Annotated in this window: 14 protein-coding genes; 2 read left to right on the top strand and 12 right to left on the bottom strand. The window is 69.9% G+C overall.

All coding sequences use genetic code 11. The features are described from left to right. From MFF21_RS19175 to MFF21_RS19150, 6 genes are all read right to left on the bottom strand, one after another. The coding region (locus MFF21_RS19175) for an MCP four helix bundle domain-containing protein (protein WP_238313022.1) at positions 1-844 on the bottom strand (844 nt) is incomplete at its 3' end. Between the two features lie 113 nt (positions 845-957). Continuing rightward, positions 958-1962 (bottom strand): magnesium transporter CorA family protein, encoded by a 1005-nt coding sequence (locus tag MFF21_RS19170; protein WP_238313020.1) that lies wholly within the window; start codon positions 1960-1962, stop codon positions 958-960. Between the two features lie 21 nt (positions 1963-1983). Then, positions 1984-2850, bottom strand: a complete 867-nt coding sequence (locus tag MFF21_RS19165) for an SDR family oxidoreductase (RefSeq protein ID WP_238313018.1) — start codon at positions 2848-2850, stop codon at positions 1984-1986. Beyond that, a complete protein-coding gene (locus MFF21_RS19160; RefSeq protein ID WP_238313017.1) occupies positions 2847-3695 on the bottom strand; it encodes an SDR family NAD(P)-dependent oxidoreductase in 849 nt (282 codons plus the stop codon). The genes MFF21_RS19165 and MFF21_RS19160 overlap by 4 nt, the downstream gene beginning before the upstream one ends. After that, positions 3692-4462 carry an enoyl-CoA hydratase-related protein gene (locus MFF21_RS19155; RefSeq protein ID WP_238313015.1) on the bottom strand — a complete coding sequence of 257 codons (771 nt, stop codon included), beginning with the start codon at positions 4460-4462 and terminating at the stop codon, positions 3692-3694. The genes MFF21_RS19160 and MFF21_RS19155 overlap by 4 nt, the downstream gene beginning before the upstream one ends. Before the next feature lie 82 nt (positions 4463-4544). Then, positions 4545-6308: an acyl-CoA dehydrogenase family protein gene (locus MFF21_RS19150; protein ID WP_238313012.1), complete on the bottom strand. Its 1764-nt coding sequence runs from the start codon at positions 6306-6308 to the stop codon at positions 4545-4547. A 156-nt stretch (positions 6309-6464) separates the two neighbouring features. On the opposite strand from MFF21_RS19150, the gene MFF21_RS19145 reads away from it, so the two are divergent. Beyond that, positions 6465-7463: an L-threonylcarbamoyladenylate synthase gene (locus MFF21_RS19145; protein ID WP_238313009.1), complete on the top strand. Its 999-nt coding sequence runs from the start codon at positions 6465-6467 to the stop codon at positions 7461-7463. Positions 7464-7596: 133 nt separating this feature from the next. Here the strand turns inward: MFF21_RS19145 and wrbA are convergent, their stop codons facing one another. Continuing rightward, positions 7597-8196 (bottom strand): NAD(P)H:quinone oxidoreductase, encoded by a 600-nt coding sequence (wrbA, locus tag MFF21_RS19140; protein ID WP_238313007.1) that lies wholly within the window; start codon positions 8194-8196, stop codon positions 7597-7599. A 107-nt stretch (positions 8197-8303) separates the two neighbouring features. On the opposite strand from wrbA, the gene MFF21_RS19135 reads away from it, so the two are divergent. Then, positions 8304-9185, top strand: coding sequence for a LysR family transcriptional regulator (locus tag MFF21_RS19135; RefSeq protein ID WP_238313005.1), 882 nt, complete (start codon positions 8304-8306; stop codon positions 9183-9185). Here the strand turns inward: MFF21_RS19135 and greA are convergent. From greA to MFF21_RS19110, 5 genes are all read right to left on the bottom strand, one after another. Further along, positions 9175-9639, bottom strand: a complete 465-nt coding sequence (gene greA / locus MFF21_RS19130; protein WP_238313004.1) for a transcription elongation factor GreA — start codon at positions 9637-9639, stop codon at positions 9175-9177. The genes MFF21_RS19135 and greA overlap by 11 nt on opposite strands. A 56-nt stretch (positions 9640-9695) precedes the next feature. Beyond that, positions 9696-10682: an acrylyl-CoA reductase (NADPH) gene (gene acuI / locus MFF21_RS19125; protein ID WP_238313002.1), complete on the bottom strand. Its 987-nt coding sequence runs from the start codon at positions 10680-10682 to the stop codon at positions 9696-9698. 104 nt (positions 10683-10786) lie between these two features. After that, positions 10787-11380 carry a hypothetical protein gene (locus MFF21_RS19120; protein ID WP_238313000.1) on the bottom strand — a complete coding sequence of 198 codons (594 nt, stop codon included), beginning with the start codon at positions 11378-11380 and terminating at the stop codon, positions 10787-10789. A 270-nt stretch (positions 11381-11650) separates the two neighbouring features. Then, complete coding sequence (locus tag MFF21_RS19115) at positions 11651-12277, bottom strand: Fic/DOC family protein (RefSeq protein WP_308445691.1); 627 nt, start codon at positions 12275-12277, stop codon at positions 11651-11653. Next, entirely contained in the window at positions 12249-12452 is a 204-nt protein-coding gene (locus tag MFF21_RS19110) for a hypothetical protein (RefSeq protein WP_238312999.1), read from the bottom strand. Before MFF21_RS19110 ends, MFF21_RS19115 begins: the two co-directional genes overlap by 29 nt. Between the last annotated feature and the right edge of the window lie 21 nt (positions 12453-12473).

Genomic DNA, 12473 nt, shown 5'->3' with positions numbered 1-12473 from the left:
CCTTGCGCTGCGCCTCCGCACCCGCCCGCGCCAGCGCCGTCTCCTCTTCGAGGGCGCGCGTCCGCAGGAGATTCTCCTTGAACACCTGCACCGCCGCGGCCATGGCGCCGATCTCGTCGCGCCGGGTCTGGCCGGGCACCGCGACCGTGGCGTCGCCCCCGGCAAGCCGCCCCATGGCGGCGGTCATGCGCTCGATCGGCCGGGAAATGCCGAACCAGGCGAACAGCATGGCGCCGAGCGCCGCCAGCATGGCGATGGCCATGCCGAGATAGGCGGCGAACTTCGCGGTGATCGCCTCGTTGACGGTGGCGTCGATGGTCGCCGTCGCGCCCCGGCTGTTGATGTCCACGTCCTTCTGCAGGATCTGGATCGCGCCGTTGTTGAGACGGGCCATTTCGGCGCTCTTCAGGAGCTCGAAGGCCGCCGCCTTGTCGCCGGCCTGCATGAGTGCCACCACCCGCGCCTGGCCCTTGTCGTACAGCGCCCAGGCCTCCGAGAAGTCCTTGTACAGCGCCCGCTCCTCCGGCGAGTTGATCAGCGGCTCGTAGGCCGCGCGCAGGGCGGCGAGCTTGCCGAGGCTCGTCTCCAGCCCCTTGCGATTCTCGGCGAGGATCCGGTCGTCGTCCGAGGCCGTCACCAGGCGGTAGAGCTTGACCCGGGTGTCGCGCACGGCGGTGTTCATCGCCCCCAGCACGCTGACCGAGGGCAGCCAGTTGTCCTTGACCGCCGAGGCATTGGCCTCGATCTCGGACAGCTTGACGATGCTGACGACGCCTTGGCCGGAGGCAGCCAGGGCGAGCACGCCGATGGAAGCGACGAGGACGGCCTTGAGAGAGAGGCGCATAGGGAGCGATCCGCAGCCGCGCGTTATGGCGGCTCCGGTACAACCCTTCCGGGTCTCGCTTAATTTTTGGTCACCGCGCCTGTCGTATTAGCTTTATATTTCCGACGGTCGACTCACAGCCACCGCTTCCAGCGGAAGAAGACGTAAGGCAGCACCGCGGCCACCACCATCATGCCGACCGCGAGCGGGTAGCCGTAACTCCATTCGAGTTCCGGCATGGCCTTGAAGTTCATGCCGTAGATCGAGGCGATCAGGGTCGGCGGCATGAAGACCACCGCCATGACCGAGAACAGCTTGATGATGTTGTTCTGCTCAAGATTGACCAAGCCCAGCGTCGCGTCGAGCAGGAACTGGATCTTCGCTGAGAGAAAAGTGGCGTGCTCCTCCAGGGACTGGAGGTCGCGCAGCGTCGAGCGGATGTCCTCGCGCAGCTCCCGCGGCGCCTTGTTGGTGCGGTAGGTCGCCGAGAGGGAGAGCAAGATGCGCTCCATCGAGACAAGGCTCTCGCGCTGCTTCGAGATCAGGTCGCCGTGGCGGCCCAGGGCCCGCAGGGTCTCCTGCAGGGCGGTGTTGCGGGTGGTCGGATCGCCCTTCTCCTCGAAGATCTTGCGCGACAGCCGGTCGATGCGCTCACCCTGGAGCTGCAGCACGTCCGCCGCCCGGTCGATCACCGATTCGATCAGCCCGGCGAGGATGGTCTCGCCGGTGGCGGCGATGGCCGGGCCGTTGCCCGTCGCCCGCCCGGCCCGCTGGGTATACATCCGGAAGGCCTGCGGATCCTCGTAGCGCACGGTGACGAGGCGGTTCTCGCGCAGGATGAAGGTGATGCCGGCGAGCCCCGGCTCGTCCGAATCGATCACCTTGGAGAGCACCCGGCCCGTCATGTAGCGGGCGCCCGCCTCGACATAGAGCAGCTCGGAGGGCTCGATGTCCTTCATCTCCTCCCGCGTCGGCACCGTGATGCCGAGGAAGGATTCGACCTTGAGATCCTCCTCCCGCGTCGGCCGGACCATGTCGATCCAGATCGAATCCTCGGGGATGGCCTCCTGCAATTCGAGCGGACGGCGCTCGAGGATCATCTGGCTGGCGCCGGCGACGGGCTGGTGGATGAAGATCAAAGGCAGTCTCGGGTGGAGAGGCTACGCGAGAGCGTCGCGCGGCGGTATGCTCGCATCCGGCACGAAGAAGTCCGGCGCAAGAGCGACGCCGGGTGTGACGCGGTATTTTGAAAAGTCCGTGACGCCTTCCCCGGCCAGGAAGCTGTCGTCAATGAGAAACTGTCCGGTGAACGTGCGGGCGGGCTTCACGAAGACGGCATGGGCCGCATCGGCGATGATCTCCGGCGTCCGGCTCGCCTGCATCAGCGCGTCGCCGCCGAGCAGGTTCTTCACCGCCGCGGTGGCGATGGTGGTGCGCGGCCACAGGGCGTTGACCGCGATGCCGGCGGGCCGCAGCTCGCCCGCGAGGCCGAGGACGCAGAGCGACATGCCGAACTTCGCCATGGTGTAGGCGAGATGCGGCGCGAACCATTTCTCCGCCATGTCGAGGGGCGGGGAGAGCATCAGGATATGCGGGTTCTCCGCCTTCTGGAGATAGGGGATCGCGTATTTCGAGACCATGTAGGTGCCGCGGGCATTGATCCCGTGCATCAGGTCGAAGCGCTTCATGTCGGTCTGCGGCGTCGGCGTCAGCGAGATCGCGCTCGCATTGTTCACGACGATGTCGAGGCCGCCGAAGGTCTCGGCCGTCCGGGCGAGGGCCGCCTTCACCGCCTCCTCGTCGCGCACGTCGACGACCATCGGCAGGGCCCTACCCCCCGCCGCCTCGATCGCCGCCGCGGCGGTGTGGATCGTGCCCTCCAGCTTGGGATGCGGCTCGGCGGTCTTGGCGGCGATGGCGACGTTGGCGCCGTCGCGGGCCGCCCGCAGACCGATCGCGAGGCCGATGCCCCGGGAGGCGCCGGTGATGAACAGCGTTTTGCCGGCGAGATCTCTGGCCATGATCATGTCCCCTGGATCCGGAACCGCTCCGGCTGCGTGCCGTCCGCGTCGGTGAAGCCGTAGGTGCGGGCGAGGTCCGCGACGTGCAGCGTCTGCCCGGCATGGCGCAGGGCCTCCGGGTCGGCGGCGAGCGCCGCCGCGGCCCGGCCGGCATAGAGCGGACTCTCGGTGGCGAACGCCTCCTGCCCGGTCTCGCGCACCCGCTCGGTGGCGACGAAGCCTGGCGACAGGCTCAGGGCGCAGACCCCGTGGGGTGCGAGCTCCGCCGCGCAGGCGAAGGCGAGCCGGTTCGTCGCGGCCTTGGCGAGGTCGTAGTAGATGTCGCCGAGATAGCTCTCCTGCGTCCCGAAGGAGACGAAGGCGAGGAGCCCGCGCCGGGCCGAGACCATGGCCGGCGCCACCGCACGGGCGAGCAGCAGGGCCGGGTAGGGACCACCGCCGAGGAAGCCGGCGAAGGGCTCGGCCGAGCGGCGCCAGAACGGGGCGCCCCAGCTGGCCCCGTCGGGATAGCGCTCGCCGTCATAGCCCTCGTTGCCGCCCCAGACGCTCGCCACGGCGACGTCGATGCGGCCGAAGCGGCGCAGGACCCAGCGGACCAGCTCGTCGACGGCCCGCTCGCTGACATGGTCGCAGAGATAGTGATGCCCCTCGCCCCCGGCCGCGTCGACCGCCCGGGCAGTGTCCTCGATGGTCTCAGGGCGCGATTCCGTGCGCGGCCCGGTCTCGCTGGAGCGGGCGGTGACGATCACCGTGGCCCCCGCCTCGCCGAGCCCCCGGGCGATGCCGCGGCCGACGCCGCGGGAGGCGCCGGCAACGAGGCAGACCTTTCCCCGCAGGTCGGGCGGGCTCACGCGGCGGAACCCGGCTTGGCCGAGCGGGCGAGGAAGCTGCGGAAGGCCGCCTGCGCCTCGGGCGCGCGCAGCCGCGCCTCGAAGGCCTGCGCCTCCGCTTCCAGAGCGGCCTCGACCTGGGCCTGATCCCCGCGGATCAGCGCCCGCGAGGCGGCGAGCGCGCCGCGGGGCAGGGCGGCGAGGCGGGCGGCCTGGGCGAGGGCATGCTCGACCAGCATGTCGGAGGGGATCACGGCATTGGCGAGGCCGAGGGCCACCGCCGCATCGGCATCGTAGGGCTCGGAGAGCAGCAGCAGCTCCGTGGCCTTGAGCCGGCCGACCCGGCGCGGCAGCAGGTAGCTGGAGGCGGCCTCCGGCACGAGGCCGAGCTCGACGAAGGGCATGCGGAAACGCGCGGAGGACCCGACGAAGACGAGATCGCAATGCAGGGTCAGAGTGGCGCCGATCCCGACCGCGATGCCGTCCACCGCGGCCACCATCGGCGTGCGGGTGCGGGCGAGCTGGCGGATGAACTGCAGCGGCGGCGCGTCGAGGAAGCTGTCGCGGGCGCCCGCCAGGAAATCGGCGAGATCGTTGCCCGCGCTGAACACCCCCGGCATCCCGGCGAAGACCACGGCGCCGACGGCCTCGGAGGCATCCGCCTCTTCGAGCGCGACCCGCATGGCGTCGTACATGGCACCGGTGATGGCATTCTTCTTCTCGGGCCTGTTGAACCCGATCAGGCGGACCCCGCCGGGGGCGTCCTGGATGGTGATCGCGTCTGTCATGATTCAGGCCCTCGAACGATCCGCCTCACCCGAGATCCGCCGGTCACCGGATCTCGCCCTCTCCGATGCCGCCGAGCCGGGTTCAGACCGCCAGCACCGTCGCGGCCTCGTCCGCGAAGCCGCCGCCTTCCAGGATGGCCTGCTCCAGGCCGGAGGCGGCCGGCAGCAGATTCTCGGCGAAGAAGCGGGCAAGCGCGATCCGGGCGGCATGGGCCGGGTCGGTCTCGCCCGCCTTCAGCGCCGCGGCCGAGGCGAGGCCGGCGGTCGCGAGGCAGCCGGCGCCCTGCACCAGGCCGAACAGACGCAGATACGGCGTGGCGCCGGGGAGCGCCTCCTCGGGACGGTTCGAGGCCAGCGCCCCGAGCAGGTAGCTCGTAGCCCGGTCGAGGCTGCCGATGGCGTCGCGCAGGCGCGGGGCGGCGTGGCCGAAGGCGGGCGAGCCCTCCTTCAGGAGCGTCTCCGCGATCCGGCGCAAACCGGCGATCTGCCGGCGCACCGTGTCGCCGCCGCTCAGCGGCAGCTTGCGGGTGACGAGATCGATCGCCTGAATGCCGTTGGTGCCCTCGTAGATCGCCAGGATGCGGGCATCGCGCATCAGCTGGGCCGCGCCGGTCTCCTCGACGAAACCCATGCCGCCATGGACCTGCACGCCGAGGGAGGTGACCTCGTTGGCGATGTCGGTGGAGAAGGCCTTGGCCACGGGGGTGAGCAGGGAAGCCCGCTCGAAGGCGGCCTTGCCGTCAGGCCCGTCCGCGGCATCAAGCGCCTCGGCGGTGAGGTAGCAGATGCCCCGGGCCGCCGCCGTATAGGCCTTCATGGTCAGGAGCGTGCGCTGCACGTCCGCATGGGCCACGATGGCGCTTACCGGCTCCGAGGCGCCCGGCGCGCGGCCCTGGCGGCGCTCGCGGGCATAGTCGAGGGCCTTCTGGGTGGCGGCCTCGGCCACGCCGACGCCCTGCAGCCCGACATTGAGGCGCGCCGAGTTCATCATCGTGAACATGCAGGCGAGCCCGCGATTCTCCTCGCCGATCAGCCAGCCGATGGCACCGCCCTGGTCGCCGAAGGCCATGGAACAGGTCGGCGAGCCATGAATGCCGAGCTTGTGCTCGATCCCCGAGCAGCGCAGGTCGTTGCGGCTGCCATCGGGCAGGATCTTCGGCACGGCGAAGAGCGAGATGCCCCGGGTGCCCGCGGGCGCATCCTTCAGCCGGGCGAGGACGAGGTGGACGATGTTGTCGGCGAGGTCGTGCTCGCCATAGGTGATGAAGATCTTGTTGCCCGTGATGCGGTAGCTGCCGTCGCCGTTCGGCTCGGCCCGCGTGCGCATGCCGGAGAGGTCGGAGCCGGCATTGGGCTCCGTCAGGTTCATGGTCGCCGTCCATTCGCCGGTGACGAGCTTTTCGAGGTAACGGTCCTTCAGCGCCTCCGAACCGTGGGCCGAGAGCGCCTCGATCCCGCCCGCGGTGAGCAGCGGGCAGAGGCCGAAGGCGAGGCTCGCTCCGTTCCACATCTCCGTGCAGGCCGCGGCGAGGAGATGGGGCAGGCCCTGGCCGCCCTGCTCGACCGGGGCGCCGAGGCCGTTCCAGCCGCCCTCCACGAAGGCGTGATAGGCCTCGCTCCAGCCCGGCGGGGTCGTGACCGCACCGTCCTTCAGGGGCGTGCCGTGGCGGTCGCCGACCCGATTGAGCGGCGCGATCCGCTCGCCCGCGAGCTTGGCCGCCTCCTCGAGGATCGCGGTCACGTCCTCCGGGGTCATCTCCTGGCCGGACTGCGCGAGGATCGCGTCGAGCCCCGCGACGTTGCGCAGGGTGTGGACCATCTCCGCCACGGGCGCGCGATAGGTCATCCGATCCTCCCCAGGATATGAAGCGGGTGCCGCGGACTTCTGCGCGACCCCGGCGTTTGACGGCGCGTCGCACGGACGGCTACGGCCTGCCGCTTCATACGATCGAAGTCGGCGCCTCGCTACGCCCGCTCCGATGTCAGGGAAGATAGTTCACATATGAACGAACCCGGGTCAATCGCGCCCGCAGGCGAAGCGACCCTGCGGCTCACCGCCGATGCGGACGGCATCGAGACGGCCGCCGGCCTGCTCCGTTCCGGCCGCCTGGTCGCGCTCCCGACGGAGACGGTCTACGGGCTCGGCGCCGACGCGACGGACCCTCAGGCTGTTGCCGCCATCTATGCCGCCAAGGAGCGGCCTCGCTTCAACCCGCTGATCGCCCATCTGCCCGACGCGGCGGCGGCGCGCCGTGAAGGCGCCTTCGACGCGCATGCGACGCGGCTCGCTGCAGCGTTCTGGCCCGGGCCGCTGACGCTGGTGGTGCCGGCCCTCGCCTCGGGGACGGTCTGCGACCTCGCCCGGGCCGGGCTTCCGAGCGTGGCCCTGCGGGTGCCGGGCCACGACCTCGCCCGGGCACTGATCGCGAAGGCCGGACGGCCGGTCGCGGCCCCCTCGGCCAACCGCTCCGGCCGGGTGAGCCCGACCACGCCCGCGCATGTGCTCGGCGATCTCGACGGCCGCATCGCCGCCTTGCTCGACGGGGGCGCCTGCGCCATCGGCGTCGAATCGACGGTCGTCGCCTGCCTCGGCGGCCCGCCCCGCCTGTTGCGCCCGGGGGGCGTCACCCGCGCGGCGCTCGCCCGGGTGCTCGGCTGCGATGTGGAGAGCGGCGGGGACGGCGAACGCCCGATCGGGCCGGGCCTCCTGGCCTCGCATTACGCCCCGGAGGCGCGGGTGCGGCTCGATGCGGAGGAGATCCGGCCGGGCGAGGCGGCGCTCCTGTTCGGCCGGGCCGACCTGCCCGGCCTCGATCAGGCCAGGGCCGTCGTGAATCTCAGCGCCTCCGGCGATCTCGCCGAAGCGGCCGCACGGCTCTTCGAGAGCCTGCGGCGGCTCGATGCGAGCGGAGCCGGCACCATCGCCGTGGCACCGATCCCGGTGGAGGGGCTCGGCGAGGCGATCAACGACCGGCTCACCCGGGCCGCTGCGCCTCGCTGAACTTTTTTGCATCGACCGTGGAACCGGTCAGGGGCCTGGGGGTTGTCCGATCACGAAGGCCAGTTCAGCCCCCAATGGCCTTTCTCCTTCCAAGGCTCGCAGCAATGCGAGCCTTTTTTCTTGTCCGCGTCGCTCAGCCGGCCAGCTTGGCGGCGATGCCGGCAACGTGGCGGCCCTGGAACTTCGCCCCGTCGAGCTCGACCTGCGAGGGCTGCCGCGAGCCGTCGGCATCGGAGATGGTGGTGGCGCCGTAGGGGGTGCCGCCCTTCACCTGCTCCAGGCCGGTCTGGCCGGGAAAGGAATAGGGCAGGCCGACGATCACCATGCCGTGATGCAGGAGCACGGTGTGGAAGCTCGTCAGCGTCGTCTCCTGGCCGCCATGCTGCGAGGCGGTCGAGGTGAAGACCGAGCCGACCTTGCCGACGAGGGCACCCTTGGCCCAGAGGCCGCCGGTCTGGTCGAGGAACTGCTTCATCTGGGAAGCCATGTTGCCGAAGCGGGTCGGCGTGCCGAAGATGATCGCGTCGTACTCGGCAAGCTCGTTCGGGTCGGCGATCGGGGCCGCCTGGTCGAGCTTGTAGTGGAACTGCTTGGCGACCTCGTCCGGCACCAGCTCGGGCACCCGCTTCACCACCACCTCGGCGCCGGTCTCGCGGGCGCCCTCGGCGGCGGCGTAGGCGAGCTGCTCCACATGGCCCCAGGACGAGTAGTACAGCACCAGAATCTTCGCCATCGTGGCCTCTCCTTGAAGACGATTGTGGCGGCAACATCGCCTCTCTCGGGCCTTGCGAAAATGCCCCGCTCTGCAAGAACGACCTTGCCGTTTTGCAAAGGTCCGACATGCCGCTGCCCTGGGACGATTTCCGCCTCGTGAAGGCGGTGGCCGATCGCGGCGGCCTCACCCAGGCGGCCGCCCATCTCGGCATCAACCATTCCACGGCCTTCCGGCGCCTTGCGGCGATCGAAGAGGCCCTCGATGCACGCCTGTTCGAGCGCCACCGCTCCGGCTACGTGCCGACGCCGGCCGGCGCGGCGATGATCGCGGCGGCCGCGCGGATGGAGGCCGACGTCGTCGGCTTCGGCCGCGAGCTGGCCGGCAAGACGCAGACGCTGGCGGGCGAACTGCGCGTCACCGCGGCGGCGACCCTCGCCACCGATCTGCTGATCCCGGTTCTCGCCCGCTTCCGCAGCCTCTACCCGGCGGTGCAGGTGGATCTCGTCGTGGCGGAGGAGGCCCTGAACCTGTCCCGGCGGGACGCGGATGTGGCGATCCGGGCCACCAACGAGCCGACGCCGACCCTGTTCGGGCGGCGGCTCGCCGGCATCGCCTGGGCGCTCTACGGCCGGGAGGCCGACGGACCTGCGGTCGAGGGGCGGGACTGGGTCTGCCCGGGGGAGGGGGTCGGCGGGGGCGCCTTCGGGCGCTTCGTGACGGGGCGGGCCCCGCCGGAGCGGATCGCGCTGCGCACCAACACCGTGCTGGGCCTGCGCGAGGCGGTGGCGGCCGGCCTCGGCATCGGGCCGCTGCCCTGCATGAGCGGCGACGGGCATCCGGGCCTGCGCCGGCTCTCGGAGCCCCTGCCGGAGCTCGCCTCGAGCCTCTGGATCCTCACGCACCCCGATCTGCGCCACGCCGCGCGGGTGCGGGCCTTCATGGAAGTCTTCGCGGAGGCGATGGTGCCCCTGCGCAGCCGCCTGGAGGGGCGGCAGCCTACCGCTTGATCGCCGTGATCTCGACCTCCTGGCCGTTCACCTCGACCACGTCGCCGACGCTCTTGCCGGTGATCGCCCGGGCCAGCGGCGCCACGTAGGAGATCGAGCCCTTGGCGGGATCGGCCTCGTCCTCGCCGACGATGCGGAAGGTCTGCTCGGTCTCGTCCTCGCGGATCACCGTGACGGTCGCGCCGAAATGCACGGTATCGCCCTCGACATCCTCGACCAGCTGGGCGGAATTCTTGCGGGCGGACCAGTAGCGCAGATCGCGGGAGACGCGGGCATTCTCCGCCTTGTCCTCGGGGTCGAGGGCCGAGGCCTCCTTTTCCAGGCGGGCAACTTCCGCCTCGATCTGGGCGAGCCCCTCCCGGGTCACGAAATTGGTGTGCGGCGAGAGGGGGCGGTCGGGCAGATCCTCGAACGCCTCGCCACCCTCTTTCTCACGGACGAATGCAATGCTCATACGATGAGCAACACGGATGCTAGGAGAACGGTTCCGCTTGGGCGCGCCGGTGCCGATCAAGCGATCGCGACCACCGTGCGCCCGCGCACCTTGCCGCCCAGGATCGTCTCGCCGAGCCGGCCGACCTCCTCCAGCCCCACCGTCGTGGTCATGCGGGCGAGGGCGTCGAGGTCGAGATCCCGGGCGAGCCGTGCCCAGGCCGCCCGCCGCGGCCCCTGCGGCGTGGTCACGCTGTTGATGCCGAAGAGGGAGACGCCCCGCAGGATGAAGGGGGCGACGGAAGAGGGCAGGTCCATGCCGGCGGCGTTGCCGCAGGCCGCGATGCCCCCCCCGGCCTTGGTCATGGCGAGCAAGTTGGCGAGCGGCTTCGAGCCGACCGTGTCGAGGCCCGCCGCCCAGCGCTCCTTGGCGAGCGGCTTCGGATCGGCGGCAAGCTCCGCCCGGTCGAGGATCTCGGCGGCGCCGAGGCCCTTCAGGTATTCCGCCTCGTCCCCACGTCCGGTCACCGCCAAGACATGCCAGCCGGCCCTGGCCAGCAGGGAGACGCCGACCGAGCCGACGCCGCCGGCCGCGCCGCTGACCACGGCGGGGCCGGCCTCGGGGGAAAGACCGTGCGCTTCGAGGGCGATCACGCAGAGCATCGCCGTATAGCCCGCCGTGCCGATCGCCATGGCCTGGGCCGGGCTCAGGCCCTCCGGCAGGGGCACGAGCCAGTCGCCCTTGACCCGGGCGCGCTCGGCATAGGCGCCGAGATGCGTCTCGCCGACGCCCCAGCCGGTGAGCACCACCGCGTCGCCCGACTTGTAATCGGGATGCTCGGAACGCTCGACCACTCCGGCGAAGTCGATGCCGGGGATCATCGGGAAGCGGCGCACCACCGGCATCCGGCCGGTCATCGCCAGGCCGTCCTTGTAGTTCAGGCCGGAATGGGTGACGCGGACGGTGACATCGCCGTCCATCAGGTCGGCCTCGTCGAAATCCTTGAAGGCCAGACTCTGGCCGCCCTCGCCCTTCTCGACCACCCAGGCCTTGAACGTCGCCATCGTATCCTCCCGTTTTCTGCGGGGTGAGCTACGGCGGCGGCCCCTCGAATCAAGGCGGCCCCGGAGACGGCTGCCTCCGGGGCCGTGAACAAGTCCGGTGGGTGTCAGTAGCCGTCGTAGACGCTGCCCGTGGAGAAGCCGAGGCCGACGGCGACATCCGCGGAGGAGGCGCCGGCGATGCCGATCGCGTCGGGGATCGAGCCGATGCCGGCGCCGATCGCGCCGATCGGGCCCGGGCCGCCATAGGCGGGGCCGGCGGGCACCCAGGCGGAACGGGCGGGCTGCACCAGCACCCGGCGCTGATAGCTCGCATAGACCGGCGGCACCGTCTCCGGGATCACTTGAGCCTCACGCACGAGGACCCGGCGGGTGCGCACGGCGTATTGCGGCGGAATGGTCACCCAGCAGCCGACGAGCTGGCCATAGGCGTCGTAGCGCGTCTCCCAACGGCGGCCCCCCGGGGCCACGAGCACCCGCTCCGACACCGTGTCGTAGACCGGCGGCACGGTGCGGTAGACCGTGCGCGGCGGCGCCACGAGGCGCTGCTCGGAAACGGTGTCGAACACCGGCGGGGTGGTGACGCGGCGATAGCACTCGCTGCTGAAGCAGCCGCCGCCGGCCAGAGCGGGGCTCGCCAGGAACGCGGTCGCGAGAAGGGTGGCGGACAGGAAGGCGGTTCGGGCGACCGGCGCGGTCATGACGGTGGTCCTCGGAAAGATACGCTGCACGGACAGGGACGCGGGCTGCCCGGCAGCGCGCCTTCCTTCGACGTGCAGGAGGCCGTCAAGTTGCCGATGGTTCAAGCTGTATTCGGGAAGACGGTAAAATTAACCAATGACTAAGACTACGCAGAATTGCATAGTGATCGCTGAATCTGTGATGGATGAATAACTTCCGCGAAAGAAATCTAGAAACTCGATATATCAGCTTGATTCTCAGCGGCCATCCCGCCCACGCGCCTGCATCGATCAGGCGTGAGAGAGACTTGGTTTCAGCAGGGCACGAACCTGACGGGCGAGCGGTATCTCGTCGCCCGCGAAGCTGGCAATCATGGCTTGCAGAAAGCCTTCGGGCTCAAGGTGTTCCAGGGCCAGCGGATGGCCGGCCTTGGCTGCCAACAAAGCTGTGAAAGCAAGCTGTGTTCGACCGTTGCCGTCACGGAATGCATGGATCGCGTTCAGTTCCGCGAGCAGGTGCGCAGCCTTATTCGCGAAGGATCCCGGGTCGGGATCTCGAACCGCCTCAGCCGTACGAAGCCAGTTAAAGACCCGACGAAGTTCGGCGCGGATGTACTCCGGATAGCAGAACATATGTCCGCCCTTGCCGATCCGAACAGTGCGGATCCTTCCAGCCCATGGGAAGACGTCCTGGAAAATGTGATGATGGAGCGCGCAGTAATGACTCGCAGTCCAGCGTCCAGCTGGCATTGGCTCCAAGAACCGCCGAGCAGTCGCAACAATCTCAAAGCGCTCAAGGGCAGCCTGCGATGTGAGGCCGGGGATATTTCGTAGAACGGTCGTACCCGGATAACAGTAAGGATCCGCAGCAGCCTCATACATCAGCGCATTAGAGCGATGCTCGGCCGTATTTTTCAAGAAGGATCCGCGTTCGCTCCTCCGGCGCTGTCTTATTCTTCTCGAACGCGCGCAAATCGCGTTTCATGGCAGCGGTGAGCGTCAGGCTTTCAACGGCGCTGATCTTCTCGAATGCCGCCAAGCCGAGGATCCGTCCCCGCCCCTCGACCCGGCCCGGTGCCACGCGCTTCGCCATGGCGTCACCCTAGCATGGAAT

Source organism: Methylobacterium organophilum, from assembly GCF_022179465.1.
Lineage (GTDB): Bacteria > Pseudomonadota > Alphaproteobacteria > Rhizobiales > Beijerinckiaceae > Methylobacterium > Methylobacterium organophilum.
Note: the sequence above shows the minus strand (reverse complement) of the source record. Positions and strands in the feature narration are given on the sequence as shown.

Bases quoted from the DNA above. Each gene is read 5' to 3' on its own strand.
- MFF21_RS19165 (WP_238313018.1), bottom strand. From the start codon at position 2,850: ATGATCATGGCCAGAGATCTCGCCGGCAAAACGCTGTTCATCACCGGC.
- MFF21_RS19155 (WP_238313015.1), bottom strand. From the start codon at position 4,462: ATGACAGACGCGATCACCATCCAGGACGCCCCCGGCGGGGTCCGCCTG.
- MFF21_RS19150 (WP_238313012.1), bottom strand. From the start codon at position 6,308: ATGACCTATCGCGCGCCCGTGGCGGAGATGGTCCACACCCTGCGCAAC.
- MFF21_RS19145 (WP_238313009.1), top strand. From the start codon at position 6,465: ATGAACGAACCCGGGTCAATCGCGCCCGCAGGCGAAGCGACCCTGCGG.
- wrbA (WP_238313007.1), bottom strand. From the start codon at position 8,196: ATGGCGAAGATTCTGGTGCTGTACTACTCGTCCTGGGGCCATGTGGAG.
- MFF21_RS19135 (WP_238313005.1), top strand. From the start codon at position 8,304: ATGCCGCTGCCCTGGGACGATTTCCGCCTCGTGAAGGCGGTGGCCGAT.
- greA (WP_238313004.1), bottom strand. From the start codon at position 9,639: ATGAGCATTGCATTCGTCCGTGAGAAAGAGGGTGGCGAGGCGTTCGAG.
- acuI (WP_238313002.1), bottom strand. From the start codon at position 10,682: ATGGCGACGTTCAAGGCCTGGGTGGTCGAGAAGGGCGAGGGCGGCCAG.
- MFF21_RS19120 (WP_238313000.1), bottom strand. From the start codon at position 11,380: ATGACCGCGCCGGTCGCCCGAACCGCCTTCCTGTCCGCCACCCTTCTC.
- MFF21_RS19110 (WP_238312999.1), bottom strand. From the start codon at position 12,452: ATGGCGAAGCGCGTGGCACCGGGCCGGGTCGAGGGGCGGGGACGGATC.